Annotated in this window: 12 protein-coding genes; 3 read left to right on the forward strand and 9 right to left on the reverse strand. The window is 57.3% G+C overall.

Features of this window, described 5'->3' with window-relative positions:
- Positions 1 to 76: 76 nt before the first annotated feature.
- Complete coding sequence (locus L6990_RS01030; protein WP_237202218.1) at positions 77 to 1,570, reverse strand: GH25 family lysozyme; 1,494 nt, start codon at positions 1,568 to 1,570, stop codon at positions 77 to 79.
- A gap of 1,315 nt (positions 1,571 to 2,885) precedes the next feature.
- On the opposite strand from L6990_RS01030, the gene L6990_RS01035 reads away from it, so the two are divergent.
- Positions 2,886 to 3,365 carry a hypothetical protein gene (locus L6990_RS01035; protein ID WP_237202219.1) on the forward strand — a complete coding sequence of 160 codons (480 nt, stop codon included), beginning with the start codon at positions 2,886 to 2,888 and terminating at the stop codon, positions 3,363 to 3,365.
- Between the two features lie 225 nt (positions 3,366 to 3,590).
- On the opposite strand, the gene guaA is transcribed toward L6990_RS01035, so the two are convergent.
- The 8 genes from guaA to groES form a co-directional block, all read right to left on the reverse strand.
- The gene (gene guaA / locus L6990_RS01040) at positions 3,591 to 5,183 is read right to left on the reverse strand and encodes a glutamine-hydrolyzing GMP synthase (RefSeq protein ID WP_237202220.1); all 1,593 of its coding nucleotides are present in this window, start codon (positions 5,181 to 5,183) and stop codon (positions 3,591 to 3,593) included.
- 74 nt (positions 5,184 to 5,257) lie between these two features.
- Entirely contained in the window at positions 5,258 to 5,809 is a 552-nt protein-coding gene (locus L6990_RS01045) for a DUF3817 domain-containing protein (protein WP_237202221.1), read from the reverse strand.
- A 55-nt stretch (positions 5,810 to 5,864) separates the two neighbouring features.
- Positions 5,865 to 6,815: an SURF1 family protein gene (locus L6990_RS01050; protein ID WP_237202222.1), complete on the reverse strand. Its 951-nt coding sequence runs from the start codon at positions 6,813 to 6,815 to the stop codon at positions 5,865 to 5,867.
- A gap of 101 nt (positions 6,816 to 6,916) precedes the next feature.
- Positions 6,917 to 8,044: a GuaB3 family IMP dehydrogenase-related protein gene (locus tag L6990_RS01055; protein ID WP_237202223.1), complete on the reverse strand. Its 1,128-nt coding sequence runs from the start codon at positions 8,042 to 8,044 to the stop codon at positions 6,917 to 6,919.
- Positions 8,045 to 8,104: 60 nt separating this feature from the next.
- Positions 8,105 to 9,622, reverse strand: coding sequence for an IMP dehydrogenase (guaB, locus tag L6990_RS01060; protein ID WP_237202224.1), 1,518 nt, complete (start codon positions 9,620 to 9,622; stop codon positions 8,105 to 8,107).
- A gap of 59 nt (positions 9,623 to 9,681) precedes the next feature.
- Positions 9,682 to 11,892 (reverse strand): acyltransferase family protein, encoded by a 2,211-nt coding sequence (locus tag L6990_RS01065; RefSeq protein WP_237202225.1) that lies wholly within the window; start codon positions 11,890 to 11,892, stop codon positions 9,682 to 9,684.
- A gap of 109 nt (positions 11,893 to 12,001) precedes the next feature.
- Positions 12,002 to 13,594, reverse strand: coding sequence for a chaperonin GroEL (gene groL, locus L6990_RS01070; RefSeq protein WP_237202226.1), 1,593 nt, complete (start codon positions 13,592 to 13,594; stop codon positions 12,002 to 12,004).
- A 54-nt stretch (positions 13,595 to 13,648) separates the two neighbouring features.
- A complete protein-coding gene (gene groES / locus L6990_RS01075) occupies positions 13,649 to 13,939 on the reverse strand; it encodes a co-chaperone GroES (protein ID WP_237202227.1) in 291 nt (96 codons plus the stop codon).
- Between the two features lie 242 nt (positions 13,940 to 14,181).
- On the opposite strand from groES, the gene L6990_RS01080 reads away from it, so the two are divergent.
- Both L6990_RS01080 and L6990_RS01085 read left to right on the forward strand, forming a co-directional pair.
- Positions 14,182 to 15,387 (forward strand): MFS transporter, encoded by a 1,206-nt coding sequence (locus L6990_RS01080; protein WP_237202228.1) that lies wholly within the window; start codon positions 14,182 to 14,184, stop codon positions 15,385 to 15,387.
- A gap of 24 nt (positions 15,388 to 15,411) precedes the next feature.
- Entirely contained in the window at positions 15,412 to 16,713 is a 1,302-nt protein-coding gene (locus L6990_RS01085) for a class I SAM-dependent methyltransferase (RefSeq protein WP_237202229.1), read from the forward strand.
- Positions 16,714 to 16,825: the final 112 nt, after the last annotated feature.

Below are 16,825 nucleotides of genomic sequence, written 5' to 3' on the forward strand. Positions count from 1 at the left end.
AGAGCGGCAGGGGTTTTCTTGTGTCTGCTGATAGAAGCACTGCGGCGGGAGGACAGCCATCGTCGTTAGACTTTTCCTAAGGCCTGTAAGTAAACCGGTACATGAAGGCCGCCATGGCCTCACGGCTGACAGGCTCCTGCGGGCGGAAGGTACCATCGCTCCAGCCACGGGTAATACCCGTTGATGCCAGCCAGCTAATCTCCTTATGAAAAGCAGCGCCGCGATCAACGTCCACGAAGGGTGCAGCTCCTGCTACGGCAGGCTCACCCGCTAAACGGTAGAAGAAAGCCGCCATGGCCTCACGACTAATAGACTCATCAGGGCGGAAAGTGCCGTCATCCCAGCCTCTCGTAATCCCCTGATCAGCTAGCCAACTAATCTCCTTATAGAAATGGTGGTTCACAGGCACATCAGAAAAACGGGACCTAGCAGGTGGAGAGTAGTTAGGTTCACCAGCCATGCGATACATGAAGGCAGCCATGGCTTCGCGTGTGATCGAGGTCATCGGGCGGTATGTGCCGTCTTCCCAGCCCCTAGAAATACCGTTAGAAGACAGCCAGTTCACTTCACCGTAAAAGACATGATGCGGTGGCACATCAACGAAATCTTTGCCTGCCTCCAGGGGCCTGGTGCTCCCCACGGGGCGGTAGTTAGCATTGGTCGCAAACCCCCGTAAGTCACTCATCGTGCCACTGAAAATATTGGAATCTCCGGCAAAAGGGCCAGCATCAGAATACTGCCAGATATCCTGTTTCGCCCAGCCGTTAGGCATAGCTCCAGGCTGGTGGGAATAGCTTGCCAAATGCAAGGGCACGAAATTGAAGGCATCTGTATTACCCGTGCAGTTTCGCCACCAGTGAGTAGTGGTATAGATAGCCGGGTAACGGCCGGTGAGATTTCGGTAAGTCTCCGTAAAATCAGTGATCCACGCGTTCATCTGCGCCGGCGACATATTGAAGCACATATCCCCTAGCTGCGGGTAGGGGTTATATTCGATATCCAGCAAGCCAGGTAGCGTCCGCCCATCCGGGCTCCACCCACCACCGTTGGCAACAAAGAACCGCGCCTGCTCAGCACCACCGGTTAGAGACGGAATGGCGAAGTGGTAGGCACCGCGCAGCATCCCCACCCTATCGGCACCAAGATACTGGGACGAAAAATCATCAGAGGTGTAGTAGCTACCCTCGCTCGCCTTAACGTAGGCAAAACGCGCACCCTTAGCGTACTCGTTAACCCAGTTAACGTTGGGCTGCCAGCCTGAGACATCCATACCCAGCACCCCGGGGGCTGGCTGCAGATTATTCTGAACTGCGTTTCCCAAGCCATTTTGTGTCATGGCCACCCCTTCCTGCTCCGCATTCTTGAACGCCTGACCCATCTGAGCCCCGGGGTTATCACCGCCGGTTACCGGCAACGGCACTTCTTTCTGCTGCACTGAACGCGGCCCCATACCTACATCTGAAAGTTCAGCAGGCACGGCATGAGCGGGAACAAGATAGGACGCCGACGCTAGAGTCAACAGGGCAATAAATGGGCGCACTCCACGCCTCAAAAGAGATAGTACAAGCATGAAAAACAGCCTTACAGTGGGGGAAAGAACGCTGTGTCCATCAAAAGGGGGACGACACAACCCGTTAAACCTAACCGCACGCAGGTTTATTTGTCACTAGCTCATCAAAAAAATTCACAAAAAAGGGCCGTCACACCCAATGAGTGTGACGGCCCTGACTTATAATGACAGATCTGTTGGGCGCCAGCTGACCCTCTTACGGTCTAGCGCGGGGCGATCGCCCGTAATTCACGCCAGCCCCGAGCCAGCGGGCTACCGGCGCACCCAGAACGCCGTCTGGCGGCCTACCTTATTCTTCTGATGGTTCTTAGAAAGCTTGAGCTGGACTTACAAATTGACACAAAATCCGCAGGAGTTGCACCAAGATCCGGGGAACATGCTCCATAGTCCATGCTTACCTCTGAAAACCTTTCACTTATAAAAATTTAGAGCTCCTACCAAAAATTTACAAGATATTTTATGATGTTAACCACACCACATGTAAACCAAGTGGCATGAGGGGATACCTACTACGGTTCCCCCCGTTCGGTTCGTTAGCTCCCACCGCACAATTTATACCAGGTCCGATTAGTTAGGAGGGTTCTAAAATCTGACTCAGGCACCCCGATTTACTCGGCCTCCTTATGTCCTAGGTTTCGAGGCCTATGGAAACCTCATATCATCAGATTGGACATAGTATGAAAATCTTAAAACTTGCAGTCTACCTCCTAGCTATAGCCCACTCATCACAGCTATTTTTAGTCCCTACAGCTTCTGTAGCCGCACCCCAAACAGGCACTCCAGCAACTGCTACATCAGCAGAAGTACTCAGCGATCCTAATGCCGAGTATGTTTCCGTAGAAGAAGCTAAAGAAATTTATGATTTTGCCCCTTCGTCTTTAGAGGAATCTCAATCCGGTCTCGCATATCAGTCTCCTACGCTACAGAAGCATGCGGTTAGTCCCTTATGGTCATGGTGGGGTTGTGATTGGCATGGAATAGCTGATTATCCACATATAACTAGAGGGGAAGCCTCCGTACACGGCTATTGGATTATTGACGGAGGAAAATGTCCATCTACCGCAACTGTCACTGTTGATTTACAGGCTCTTCTCTGTAGTGGGTTATACGGGTGTGTCTGGATAACGCAAACATCCGCTACCGTTAAAGATGTAAAGCCTGGGTCCGGGACAGGTCGTTGGGCAACTCCTCACAAGGCCTGTAGAAATTCAAACTCTGTGGCATGGCGAGGAACAGTAGACACTGATTTAACTAATTTCGCCGACCCGCTAGGCAAAGACTACGGCCCAGCAAAAAACCTCGCCTGTTCGCCAGCATGAGTAAGCCAGATTTTCCACCCCGCTACCGTCCGCTATTGTCTGAGGGCGCAGAGCGGTCTGAACTCACCAGAAAACCACTCTTCGTTCAAGATTTACCGGTAATAGCACTCATCATCATGTGCGACCTCGACACCCCGCCGGTTGAAAACACCAGCCCTACCCTCAGTGTAAGTATTGCCCAATACCTCAAACTCCAAGACGGTTCACTCATCAAGCTCGACATGGACCGGGGGCTAACCTCCTTCTGGCACGGCAACCCGAATACCCCAGGGAAATGGCACCAAACGGCAGACAAAGCTATCCAAGAACTCCTCACTATTGTGAAAGCAGACGTTCCCCACCAGGTTGATTTCCCCTGGGAAGAGTACGTTGAAGCAGCAACTCAACGCGGTATTGATATCGATGAGGTAAAACTACGTGCACTCCCCTACCAGGTGACCTTCTCAGATGCCCTGATGAAGGCCTACGGCTTCTAAAAAACCGATAAAGGCCGCCCTACCGGTTGATAGGGCGGCCTTTCGCTTAGCCTCTGCTGCGGTCATGAGTATTGCAGACATGCGATCTATGCCGATATAACCGCTCGCACGCTTGCGGAATAAAAGAAAGGAGCGAGCAAGCTCGCCCCCTCCCCCGAGGCCCGCTACGCTATGGCCTCGGAATAAACCAAATTTTTATTTCCTCGCTCGCTCGGAAAATTTGGTTTATTCCCACTCAATCGTTCCCGGGGGCTTCGAAGTTACATCGAGAACCACTCGGTTAACCTCAGCAACCTCGTTGGTAATCCGGTTAGAAATCTTAGCCAACAAATCATACGGCAAGCGTGACCAGTCAGCAGTCATCGCATCCTCAGAAGAGACCGGGCGCAGCACAATCGGGTGACCGTAGGTACGGCCATCACCCTGAACACCCACAGAGCGGACGTCCGCCAGCAGTACAACGGGGCACTGCCAGATCTTATCGTCCATGTCAGCCTTGGTCAGCTCTTCACGGGCAATAGCGTCAGCAGCACGCAGGATATCCAGGTTGTGCTTGCTGACCTCGCCAATGACGCGGATGCCCAGGCCGGGGCCGGGGAAAGGCTGACGAGCAACGATCTTCTCGGGAACGCCTAGCTGGCGGCCAATCTCGCGCACCTCGTCCTTGAAGAGGGTGCGCAAGGGCTCAACCAGCTCAAACTGCATGTCCTCGGGCAAGCCGCCCACGTTGTGGTGGGACTTGATGTTTGCCGCACCTTCGCCGCCACCGGATTCAACGACGTCAGGGTAAAGGGTGCCCTGCACCAGGAACTTGATGTCAGCGCCGTCATTACCGGCTTCTTCAATGAGCTTACGCTGGGCAGCTTCGAAGGAGCGGATGAATTCACGGCCAATAGCCTTACGCTTGGCTTCAGGCTCGGTAATACCGGCCAGTGCGCCCAAGAAGCGCTCAGACTCGTCGATGGTGACAACCTTGATGCCCATGGTGGTGGCGTAGTCTTCTTCAACCTGTTCACGTTCGCCGGCACGGAGCAAACCGTGGTCAATGAAGAAACAGGTCAGCTGGTCGCCCACAGCCTTGTGGACCAGTGCGGCAGCTACGGAGGAGTCAACGCCGCCTGACAGCGCACAGATGACGCGGTCTTCGCCCACCTGCTCGCGGATTCGAGCGACCTGCTCTTCGATGATGTTGGCGGTAGACCAGGTCTTTTCCAGGCCAGCAACATTGAAGAGGAAGTTCTCAAGAGCTACCTGACCATAGTCAGAGTGCTTAACCTCGGGGTGCCACTGCACGCCACCGAACTTGCGTTCTTCGTCCACGAAAGCCGCAACAGCAGCACCGGGAGTCTGAGCGAGCACGCGGAAACCTTCGGGAGCCTCAGATACGGAGTCGCCGTGGGACATCCAGACATTCTGGGTGGCAGGGGTGCCGGTCAGGAAGGAAGAATCCTCAGCGCAGAGCACAGCATCGGTGGCACCGTACTCACGCAGGCCGGTCTTAGCGACGGTGCCGCCCAGGGTCTGTGCCATGACCTGGAAGCCGTAGCAGATACCGAAAACGGGGATCCCGGCTTCAAAGAGGGCCGGGTCGCCCTTGGGAGTGCCTTCTTCATAGACCGAAGAAGGGCCACCCGAGAGGATGATAGCTGCAGGGTTCTTAGCCAGCATTTTCTCGGTGGACAGGGTGTGGGGCACCAGTTCGGAGTAAACTCCGGCTTCGCGCACCCGGCGAGCAATGAGCTGCGCATACTGGGCGCCGTAGTCGACGACCAGTACCGGGCGCTGTTCTAGCTCCTCAAGGGGGTTATGAGTAGTCACGCATATACCTTTTCGGTTGATTGGTGAGTGTTTGTATTTATTCTATGTCAGATAAGACCGCTGGGCACCGGCGCCTAGTAGCGCTTGGTGGCCTGAGGGTTAGCAGCCAGCAGTTCTAGAGTCTCGCGATAGATACGACGCTCCACGATGAAGGAGAGGAAGGGGACGACGCCGCCGAGTGCCATCACAATCATCTGAGGCAGTGCCCAGCGCATGAGCAACCAGAGACGGAAGCAGGAGATGAGGTAGATGACGTAGAACCAACCGTGAATGATCAGAATCCAGGTGGAGATGTTGAGCCCGCCGTGGAGGTTACCGGTCTCAAGGTTCAGCCAGCCCAGGGCTACGGTTTCACCGGTTTGGGCATCAGTGCCACCCGCGACCAAGTCATAGCCAAAGACGTAGCGGCTAATCATCTCGGCAACGAGCAACAGCAAGAAGGTACCGGAAATCCAGGCGCACCACTTGTAGAAGGTCAGGGTGCCGCGGATCTGGGTCTCGGTGCCACCGAACTTTTTACGTACGGTGAAACCACCTTTGGTCCCTTCGGTCACAGCACCGTCAGCCAGGGTCACTTTTTTACCGTCAGCGCGGTGGGTGGGAACAGGGCGGGAATTTTCGCTCATGGTCAGCTTTCGGGTTGGTCGAGGGTTGAAGAAAAGATGAGGGTGGGACGCCAGCCTAGGGCTTCCCCTGGGCGGACGCTGGTGGGGCCACTTCGTCGAAGAAGTAGTAGGCATCATCGGCGGGGTCGTAATAGTAGGGTTTACCGGTCGCTTCATCGACCCAGTACTCCCCCTCGTACTCGAAGTAGAGAGCCGGGTCCTTATGCTTCTCAACGGCATCCTTGAGCAGACGCCACCAGAGATAGAGCGCGAAGCCAGCAAAAACTATCCACTCCACCGCATAGAAAATATTGAGCCAGTCAACCGTCTCATCGGTAACTTGCTGGGCGTTGATGGGGAGTAGGTTCTCCCCCTGCTCCAGCAGGGTTGCCGTGGGTTCAATGGTGCCCTGCTCGGTCAGTGGAGTGGTACCCAGGCTCTCAGAGTCTAGGGCCAGTATCCCATTGAAGAGCGGGGCGTTCCAGAGGTTGGTGAGGTAAGAAGAATTAGCTGAACCGATAACTTTCAGCTCCTCGGCAGCTTCCGTTGCAATCAGGTTGCTATTGATAGGTGGGTCATTGCCCACTATCCTACCGGCGATGGTGATTTCGCCCTCGGGCTCCAACGGAAGCTCAGCTACCGACGTCCAGGCACGTGCCACAGCGATGCCTCGAGGTGAATCCCCGAAACTTGTGCTCACTGTCTCAGTATCGGTGGGTTCGAAGAGGGAGATAACCCAGAACCCCTGGGCCCCATCGTTGAGCTTATTTTCAACGAGGTAAGAAGATCCCGAGACATAACTGCCGGTCGCCTCTACCACGGTATCGACCTCGCTAGCATCCAGATAGCCACCCGGTTCAAGAATCTGGGAGTAAGGCCGCACTACATCTTTAGCAGGGTCAGCAGTAACCTGCCCCTGGGTAGAAGCCCCCAGCTGCCAGGAGCTGAGCAGCACAAAGCCAGTCACCAGAGCTAGGACGGCCAGCAGGCCGCCTATCCAGCGAGGGGTGAATGCTAGTTTCAGCAAGAAATCTCAGCCTTAGAAGTAGGGGTACAACGTTGAAAGCTCCAAGCCGTAAGCCCCACACCATCACCCTTTCGGTGAGGTGCGGGGCAAAGCTTGAGAGGTTAGCGGACGTAGGGGGTGACGTTGACGTCGATGCGCTGGAAGGATTTAAGGTCAGTGTAACCACAGGTTGCCAGAGCGCGGCGCAGCGCACCTACGATATTGGCGGTACCGTCAGCATGAGCGCTGGGGCCGTAGAGCACCTCTTCAAGAGACCCTACGGTTCCCAGCTGGGTACGCACACCGCGGGGGAAGTCCACCGAGTGTGCCTCGTTGCCCCAGTACCAGCCCTTACCCGGCGCTTCTTCAGCACGGGCCAGGGGTGCACCTACCATCACGGCGTCCGCGCCCATGGCGAGCGCCTTGATCATATCGCCGGAGCGGCCCAGAGAACCATCAGCGATCACGTGTACGTAGCGGCCGCCGGATTCATCCAGATAATCTGAGCGGGCTGCGGCAACATCAGAGATAGAGGTTGCCATGGCAGCCTGGATGCCCAGGCCACGGCGGGTGGTCAGCGTGGCGCCACCACCGAAACCGACCAGGACGCCGGCAGCGCCGGTGCGCATCAGGTGCATGGCAGGGGTGTAGCCGGTGACGCCGCCTACGATGACGGGAACATCCAGCTCGTAAATGAACTTCTTGAGGTCAAGGGGCTCGCGGTTTTCAGAAACGTGCTGGGCTGAAACGGTGGTGCCGCGGATGACAAAGAGATCAACGCCTGCCTTGACGACGGTCTCGTAGAATTCCTGAGTGTTCTGAGGGGTCAGGGAACCTGCAACGATAACACCGGATTCACGGATCTCAGCCAGTCGGGCAGTAATCAGCTCAGCCTTGATGGACTCGGCGTAGATTTCCTGCATGCGGCGGGTAGCTGCTGGAGCGTCGTCCCCCGACAGGGCAGTAATCTCGTCGAAATAGGGCTGGGGGTCCTCGTAGCGGGTCCAGAGACCCTCCAGGTTGAGCACGCCCAAACCGCCCAGTTTGCCCAGGGCAATAGCGGTCGCCGGCGACATGACAGAATCCATGGGGGCGCCGATGATGGGGGTATCGAACTTGAAGGCGTCAATCTGCCAGCTGATATTAACGTCGTTGGCGTCGCGGGTGCGGCGGGCTGGCACCAGGGCAATCTCATCGAGAGAGTAGGTGCGGCGAGCGCGCTTGGACATACCGATTTGAAGATCAGTCATGGTTTCCTTATCCCCGAGCTGTGAGCCTGCTCGGTCAATATCAGCTAGTGTGCCGGGTCTTTAGCGGCGGTAGTTGGGTGCCTCGACGGTCATGGTGATGTCGTGGGGGTGCGATTCTTTGAGGCCTGCGCTGGTGATGCGCACGAACTTGCCCTGGTTCTTGAGCTCTTCAACGGTGTTAGCGCCCACGTAGAACATGGTCTGGCGCAGGCCGCCTTCAAGCTGGTGAAGCACAGAGGAAATGGGGCCGCGGAAGGGAACCTGGCCCTCGATACCTTCAGGAATGAGCTTCTCTTCAGACGATACATCTGCCTGGAAGTAACGGTCCTTAGAGAAAGACTTCTTACCACCGCGGGACTGCATAGCGCCCAGGGAACCCATGCCGCGGTAAGCCTTGAACTGCTTGCCGTTCACAAAAATCAGGTCGCCGGGCGATTCGGCGGTACCGGCGAGCAGGGAGCCCAGCATGACGGCGTCCGCACCAGCTACCAGCGCCTTGCCGATTTCGCCGGAGTGCTGCATGCCGCCGTCAGCAATCAGGGGAACACCTGCAGGGATGGCTGCCTTAGCTGACTCGTTGATTGCGGTGATCTGGGGGACGCCCACGCCGGCGATAATGCGGGTGGTGCAGATAGAACCGGGGCCAACGCCTACCTTGACGGCATCGGCGCCGGCATCGATGATGGCCTGGGCACCGGCGCGGGTTGCAGCCTGGCCACCCACAACATCAACGTGCGCTGCGGCGGGGTCCTTCTTCAAGCGGGAAATCATATCGAGCACACCCTGGGAGTGGCCGTTGGCGGTATCCACGAAGAGAGCGTCCACACCGGCTTCAACCAGGCTCATAGCTCGCTCGTAACCATCACCAAAGAAGCCAATGGCGGCGCCCACGCGCAGACGGCCCTCGTCGTCCTTGGTGGCGCGGGGGTACTGCTCGGTCTTGGTGAAGTCTTTGATGGTAATCAGACCGGTGAGTTTGCCTGCCTCGTCAATGAGGGGCAGTTTTTCAATCTTGTTATCTGCCAGCAAGGCAAAAGCCTCGTCCTTGCTCATGCCCTCGTGCCCGGTAATCAGGGGCATCTTGGTCATGATCTCGCGGACCAGGGTGGTCTCAAAGGTGGACTCGGGCAGGTAGCGGGTGTCGCGGTTGGTGATGATACCCATCAGCACACCGGACTCGTCCACTACGGGCAGGCCGGAAACCTTGAAGTGACCGCAGAGTTCGTCCAGTTCTGCCAGCGTGGCATCGGGGTTAACGGTCACGGGGTTGGTAATCATGCCCGATTCGCTGCGCTTAACGCGGTCCACGTGGTCGGCCTGATCCTGAATGGAAAGGTTGCGGTGGATGACGCCCATACCGCCCAGACGTGCCATAGCGATCGCCATGGCTGACTCGGTCACGGTGTCCATAGCTGCTGAGATAATGGGCGACGCAATCGAAATACGCTTGGTCAGACGGGTAGTGGTATCGGCATCTGAAGGGATGACATCGGTGTTGCCGGGTAGAAGCAAAACGTCATCGTAGGTAAGACCGGTAAAGCCGAAGGGGTCTTCACTCAGGGCGGTGGGAGTGGTCATGAAAGTTCCGTTACCTTTCAAAGGGTGGGTGAGGCGCACTGCTGTCAATCTTAGTCGGGTTAGCCGTCTTGCGCGAGCGGGGGCGCCAGTGCAGAATCTGCCCGGTCTACGGCGTCCAGCACTCGCTGGTCAAAATAGTCACCCAGGGTCTCGATGTAGGTTGCGGTGATGTGGTCATAATCGAAGTAGGTGTAGACATTGCCGATAGCCGGTGGGCAGGCATTATCTGGGCAGACTAAATCTGACAGGTTGACCGCCGCAAAACCGGGGTAGGCTTCTTGGAAGAAAAGTTGGGGGTCATCTAGAACGTCCTGGCCCGGGCCCATAATGCAATCATCGGCGCTACCAAAAGAATCCATGCAGTCCTTGTGCATCTGTGACATTCGCGGCGTATCCCGCACACCGATAACGCTGGTTCCCTGCTCGGTCAGCTGTGCGATGTGCGGCTCTAGCCCGGTGAAAAGCACATCGGGTTCATCGGCAAGCGAGCGGGTGCCGTGCACAAAGACAGTGTCAGGGTTTTGAGCATCAAGAAAATCCCAGGACGCCTGCGCCCACTCATCGCAGTTAGCGCCGCTAGCAAAGGAGGCATTATCTTCTTCAGTCAAAAAGCAGCCGGGCCTAATATTGGCAATCAACTCCCAGCCCTGGCTCTCAGCTAGTGGGCGCAGGGCGGTGAGCCACATCTGCATGTGCGAATTGCCCGCCACCATTACCGTGCGGGTGGGGCTTTCATTGGCTACCGGCACAGTGCAGTTACCCGCCAGTTCTTCTGGTACCGGCATCTCGGGTCTTATCTGAGCGCAGGAATAGCCCAACTCAGCCCAGTCAGCGTCCAGCACCGCTCGAATGGGGATGACGGGGGCAGCCTCGTTCCCCTCGTACTCATAGTCTGAATCAAGCACGGCAGCACCCACGTTATTGATAGCGCGGTTAGCCTCAGCCTGCACCGCCTGGCGGTGAATTGAGGACGTCCAGGCATGGGCGGGCATAAGCCCGACGAGCAGGCAGGCTCCCACCATAGCTAGCCCGGTGAAGGTTGAGCGGTTGGTCAGTTTCCAGGTGCGCAGAGGGTTTTCAACGAGGCGGGTCAGCAGCCAGGCAAGCGCCATAGAGAGAACGAGCAAGACCATGCCGGCAATAAAACCCGCCTTTTCCTGCTTGGTATAGGAGAGGTAGAAGACGAGGATGGGCCAGTGCACCAGGTAAAGGGCATAAGAGAAGCCCCCTAGCGCCAGCAGGGGCTTGGCGGTCAGCAGTTTTTCTGGGCCAAACCTAGTGCCGGTATCTCCCGCAGCAATGACACAGGCGGCGGCCAGGGTGGGCCAGAGCGCCACGTACCCGGGGAAGCTGCCGTTAACGTCCAAAACAAAGCCGCAGGCAATAATGGCAATGATGCCCGCCCAGCCCATCACAGCACGTAGGGCACGGGGCAGCTTCAGCAGGGGCAGTACTAGGGCCACCAGAGAGCCCAGCGCAAACTCCCAGAGCCTGGCCCAGGTATCAAAGTAAGCAGTGACCTGGCTGGATTCAGTCTCACGGATGGAGTAGGTCAGCGATACCGCAAAAATCAGCGTGAAAACACTGATGAGGACGGCGCACACTCCCCTACCCTTCAGCGCGCGAATCAGAAGTGCAGCCAGCAGAAAGATCAGCGGCCAGAGCAGGTAAATCTGCCCCTGCACCGAGAGGGACCAGAAATGACGTAGCGGAGATGCCTGGGAGCTATCAGTGGCGTAGTAGTCCACCGCGTTATCAATGGACCACCAGTTCTGCTGATAGAGCACCACGGTGCCCGCCTCATCAAGGATGCTCAGCCAGCGCTCAGCAGGAATAAAGAAATAGGTGCCCAGCAGGGTGAGGGCAACGGTAATGGCAGCTAGGGGCAGCAGTCGTTTGAAGGTGTGCACCCACTGGGCAAAAACAGCCCTCAGCCCTGGCAAAAGACCACCGGCAGCAAAAGTTCCGCTTTCAATACGGCGAGCAAAAGAACCGGTCAGCAGGAAAGCAGAGACAAAGAGAAAGACATCCACACCGCCCGATACTCGACCAAACCAGAAGTGGTAGGCGGCAACGAGCAGCAAGGCCAGTGCGCGTAGACCCTGAATTTCAGGACGCCAGGAGCGCTCGCCCGAATAGATGCGGCGGCTCTGATCCGTGCTGGTGTGGTGGTTCATCACAGCGTGCCCGGTGAAGGCAGACTCCCTCCCTGCTCTTTGGCCAGCAGAGCGCCTCAGCTGGGGCGCTGAGGTGCCGCTGGCGCAGTCCATAAAGATTTTAGTTTACCGCTCACGCCCATACATCGGCTCTATAAAACACAAAACTGCCCGCTACGGTGGCTAAGACCATAGCGGGCAGTTTTCTCTGAAAAAGAAGAGGCTACTTGTCGTCTTCTTCTTCCTCAGTAGGCTTTTCGACCACGAGGGTTTCGGTGGTCAGCACCAGGGCAGCGATGGACGCCGCGTTCTCCAGAGCTGACCGGGTCACCTTGACCGGGTCAATGACGCCGCGGGCAATGAGGTCTTCGTAGACCCCGGTTGCCGCGTTGAAGCCATGACCAATGGGCAGCTCAGCGACCTTAGAGGTCACTACGTAGCCGTCCTCACCGGCGTTCTCAGCGATCCAGCGCAGGGGCTGAACCAGGGCGCGGCGGACGATGTCCACACCGACCTGGGCGTCGCGGGAGCCAGCGTCAAAGCCATCCAGTGCAGCCAGGGCGTGCACCAGGGCGGTACCGCCACCGGCTACGATGCCCTCTTCGAGAGCAGCACGGGTGGAGGAGACTGCGTCCTCAATGCGGTGCTTGCGCTCCTTGGCCTCAACCTCGGTTGCAGCGCCCACCTTGATGACACCGACGCCGCCGGACAGTTTTGCCAGGCGTTCCTTAAGCTTTTCGCGGTCCCATTCGGAATCCACACGCTCAATTTCGCGGCGTAGCTGGTCAACGCGCTCAGCAACCTCTTCAGAGGTCCCGGCACCTTCGACGATGGTGGTGGTGTTCTTGGTGACGGTGACGCGGCGAGCGCCACCGAGCTGGTCCATGGTGACACCGTCAAGGGTGATGCCCAGTTCACCGGTAATAACGGTGCCCTGGGTGAGAACTGCGAGGTCCTGCAGAATCGCCTTGCGGCGGTCGCCAAAGCCGGGTGCCTTGAGAGCGACAACGTCCAGGTTGCCGCGGAGCTTGTTGACCACCAGGGTGGACAGAGCTTCACCGTCTACGTCCTCAGCAATGATGGTCAGCGGCTTCTTAGCCTGAACAACCTTCTCAAGCACGGGCATAATTTCAGCAACGGTTGAGATCTTGCCCTGGTAAAGCAGAATAACGCTGTTTTCCAGCACGGCCTCGGCACGCTCGGGGTCAGTGACGAAGGAGGGTGAGAGGTAGCCCTTGTCGAACTGCATACCCTCGGTCACTTCGAGTTCAATCTCGGTGGTGGAGCCGTCTTCGATGGTGATGACGCCGTCCTGGCCAACCTTCTTGAATGCTTCTGAGAGCAGTTCACCGATCTGGGGTGACTGGGCTGAAATTGCTGCCACGTGGGCAACTTCTTCGCCCTCAACACCGCGAGCGTTCTCTAGCAGACGCTCAGAAACTAACTTCGTTGCTGCCTCAATACCGCGCTTGACCTCACCGGGTGCGGCACCGGAAGTAACGTTGCGCAGGCCTTCAGCAACCAGTGCCTGAGCTAGGACGGTTGCGGTGGTGGTGCCGTCACCGGCAACATCGTTGGTCTTGGTGGCAACTTCTTTTGCCAGCTGGGCGCCCAGGTTTTCGTAGGGGTTCTCAAGCTCAATTTCGCGAGCAATTGAGACGCCGTCGTTGGTGATGATGGGCGCACCCCACTGCTTATCGAGCACAACGTTGCGACCGCGGGGGCCAAGGGTTACCTTGACCGCGTTCGCGAGCTTATCAACGCCAGCCTGCAGGTGCTTGCGGGCATCATCATTGAATTCAAGCTGTTTTGCCATGAATCCTCTATCTCCTTTGGTCTTTATCTAGGGTGGTTGAAAAGATAAAGGGTCTTAGGAGACTACAGCCAGCACGTCGCGTGCTGAAAGGATGAGGTACTCGACGCCGCCGTACTTAACTTCAGTGCCGCCGTACTTGGAGAAGATGACAACATCACCTTCTGCTACGTCAACGGGGATGCGGTTGCCCTTGTCATCGACGCGGCCGGGGCCAACAGCGATAACCTTAGCTTCCTGGGGCTTTTCCTTGGCGGTATCGGGGATCACGAGACCGGATGCGGTGGTCTGCTCAGCTTCTACGATCTGCACAACAATACGGTCTTCAAGCGGCTTGATGGTAGCCATGTTCTTGCTCCTTCTAGGGCGTAAACGTTAGGGGTTGACCTGCGCCAAAGCTGCTTGCGGTGTCGTCGCGGTGCCACCGACTACAGATTTAGCACTCTAAACGGTCAAGTGCTAACTAAAACTTTAGAACGTCTCTGCTCACGGAGCAACCGAGCCAGCAGGTTTCGCGGTGAGCGCACCGTACCGGGTCTAGAATAGAGAGGTTGCAAAGGTGAGACGGGTCATAAACCAGGAGGGATACCGTGATTAAACTGCTATTTTGGCCGGTACTGGTACCCTCCTTCCTCTTTGCCGCAGCCCTGGGAGCTATCACCCCGCTCATCATTCTTGCGGCTATCGAAACAGGGATATCCCCTGCGGCAGCTGCTCTCCTTATGGCAGCCTCAGGCGTTGCGGCACTTGCCTGCACGGTACCGGTAGGTGCAGCCATTGACAGGGTGGGCGACAAGAGAGCCATGACTCTGGCTACCCTGAATGCAGCCGCCGCTCTGGGACTGACTATTCTGGCTTTGGCAGTACCGTCAGGCTGGTCTATTGCCCTCTACATCGCCGGGCATCTGTTGCGCGTGCCTGCCCAGGTTGCCTGGGGGCTGGCACGCCAAGCTGTGGTGGCTGAAACCGTTGCAACTAAAGACCGAGGCAAGGCAATGACGTCCTTGGGCGGGGCGCAGCGAGCAGGTTTTCTCGCCGGGCCACTGGTCGGTTCCCTTATGCTCATTTGGCTTCCTATCTGGACCGTTTTTGCTTTCTCCATCGTCCTGGTTTTAGCCGCAACGGTACTGCTGCGAATCCCCCGCTTTAATTCAACCTTCGATCGGGCGACTGCCCAGGCAAGAGAAAACAGGGCAGCCACCGAAACAAGCCAACTATCGGTTGCTTGGAACACCGTTTTCATTGCCGGCATTGGAGTCAGCCTTCTCTCGGTTGCCCGGGTTAGCCAGCCCATTCTGGTAGCTCTCTGGGGTCTGCACCTGGGCTGGAGCGAAGCCCAAATTTCCTTAGCTATAGCGCTTGGCTCTGCTCTGGAAATGGTGCTCATGTTCCCCGGCGGTTACCTGAAAGACCGGGTAGGGCGCTCCTTTATCCTGAGTCTGTGCCTCGTATTCTTTGGCGGAGGCTTCCTGCTGGTGCCCTTCTGGGACGGTAGCTGGGGTTTCATCCTTGCCCTCATCTGCATGAGCGTGGGCAACGGCCTGGGCTCCGGTATCAATATGACCATCGGTGCTGACCTTAGCCCCGACACCGGTAGGGCGAAGTTCTTGAGTATCTGGTCCATGTTCTCCCAGGTGGCTGTTGTGGGTGGCCCCTTGGGTATCTCGGCTGTGCTCACGGCATTCGCCCTACCGGCAACCTTTATCTTGGTGGGATCTCTGACCGTCTTCGGGGCCGTTTGGGCTCTTGCCACCCAGCCGATCACGAAGCTACCTACCGGTTCCCGGCGGAGTTAGCTAGCACCACTACAATAAGAAACAATGACTAGCTTTACCCCCGCACCGGCCCACCCTTTCAGCGAAGAGCTGCTCGCCGCCGTCCGCGAATTCACCCCCTACACAGCTGATACTGCCCTTGCCGCAGCGAGCGCGCTACGGTCCAAGGGGCTGAGCCCAGAGGAGACATCGACGGTGCTCACCCAGGCAAAGCTACGCACTCAGGCTTCCAGCAAGTTTGGGGAGCGCGCCGCAAAGATGCTGCTGACCGAAGCCGGTTATGAGCAGGCAACCCGGGCTGCCGTGGGGGCTCGTCATGCCCAAAGGTTTGTGGACGCTGGCATTAGCTCGGTAGCCGATTTGGGTTGCGGAATCGGGGCTGACTCTTTGGCCTTTGCCGCCGCCGGTCTTGCGGTGACAGCGGTGGAGCTTGACCCGGCCACGGCGGCTTTCACCGCCCATAATCTGCAGGGTTTTGAGACCACCAAGGTGCTGGTGGGCAATGTAGAAGAAGTGCAGTTAGAAAACCTGAACACGGTTTTGGGGCAACCGGTAGAGGCACTCTGGCTAGACCCAGCCCGCCGCGAGGTGGAGAGCGGCGCCACCACGTCCAGGCGGCTCTTTGATTCTGAAGCTTTCTCCCCTCCCCTGTCCTTTGTAGAGAAGCTGGCGGCTACCGGTATTCCCATGGGCGTCAAAATGGGACCGGGCCTGCCCCACGAGCATATTCCCGAAGACTGCGAAGCTGAATGGGTCTCCCACGGAGGTTCGGTGGTAGAGGTGGTGCTCTGGTTCAACGCTCTTGCCCGCCCAGGTGTGCGACGTGCGGCCAGCGTCCTCTCGTCTAACCCCTTAGAGCCGGAGTTGCTGGGCGAGATTACCTCAGCTCTTGATTCCCCCGATCTCACCGGAACCCACGAACATGAACCCATTGTGGGAGAACTCAGCAATTACATAGCTGAGCCAGACGGCGCGGTGGTGCGTTCCCACCTGGTCTCAGATCTTGCTCATCAGCTGGGTGCCCAGCTACTGGATGAAAAGATTGCCTACCTGACCTTGGATGCCCCCGCTGAGACCACCCTTGCGCAGATCTACAAGGTTCAGCAGGTGCTTTCCCTGCAGGATAAGGCGCTCAAGAGGTGGGTCAAGGAGCAGGGCATTACTACCCTGACCGTGAAAAAACGCGGGGTGGACATTGTACCTGAGCAGTTGCGTGCCAAGCTCCTGGCCGGGGTCAAGAAGAAAAAGGGAGCGGCGGCGGTCCCTGCCACCCTAATTTTGACACGTCTGGGTAGCGGGGCTGAATCTCGGCGGCTGGCTATTCACGCTGACCCGATGCAGCGATAAGACTGCCGGTACCCCTTGTACCAGTCCTTACCGTTTTTCGTCTTTATGACGCAGAATTCGGCACCGCCCTACCCCAGCCCCTAGACTAGAAACAGCCTACTGACTAGCCCCC

The organism is Rothia endophytica (assembly GCF_928381505.1).
GTDB lineage: Bacteria > Actinomycetota > Actinomycetes > Actinomycetales > Micrococcaceae > Rothia > Rothia endophytica_A.

What these genes read in the sequence shown, in the direction of transcription:
- L6990_RS01045 (WP_237202221.1), bottom strand. Translation starts at nt 5,809, where the DNA reads ATGAGCGAAAATTCCCGCCCTGTTCCCACCCACCGCGCTGACGGTAAA.
- L6990_RS01085 (WP_237202229.1), top strand. Translation starts at nt 15,412, where the DNA reads ATGACTAGCTTTACCCCCGCACCGGCCCACCCTTTCAGCGAAGAGCTG.
- groL (WP_237202226.1), bottom strand. Translation starts at nt 13,594, where the DNA reads ATGGCAAAACAGCTTGAATTCAATGATGATGCCCGCAAGCACCTGCAG.
- groES (WP_237202227.1), bottom strand. Translation starts at nt 13,939, where the DNA reads ATGGCTACCATCAAGCCGCTTGAAGACCGTATTGTTGTGCAGATCGTA.
- L6990_RS01055 (WP_237202223.1), bottom strand. Translation starts at nt 8,044, where the DNA reads ATGACTGATCTTCAAATCGGTATGTCCAAGCGCGCTCGCCGCACCTAC.
- L6990_RS01030 (WP_237202218.1), bottom strand. Translation starts at nt 1,570, where the DNA reads ATGCTTGTACTATCTCTTTTGAGGCGTGGAGTGCGCCCATTTATTGCC.
- L6990_RS01035 (WP_237202219.1), top strand. Translation starts at nt 2,886, where the DNA reads ATGAGTAAGCCAGATTTTCCACCCCGCTACCGTCCGCTATTGTCTGAG.
- guaB (WP_237202224.1), bottom strand. Translation starts at nt 9,622, where the DNA reads ATGACCACTCCCACCGCCCTGAGTGAAGACCCCTTCGGCTTTACCGGT.
- L6990_RS01065 (WP_237202225.1), bottom strand. Translation starts at nt 11,892, where the DNA reads ATGGACTGCGCCAGCGGCACCTCAGCGCCCCAGCTGAGGCGCTCTGCT.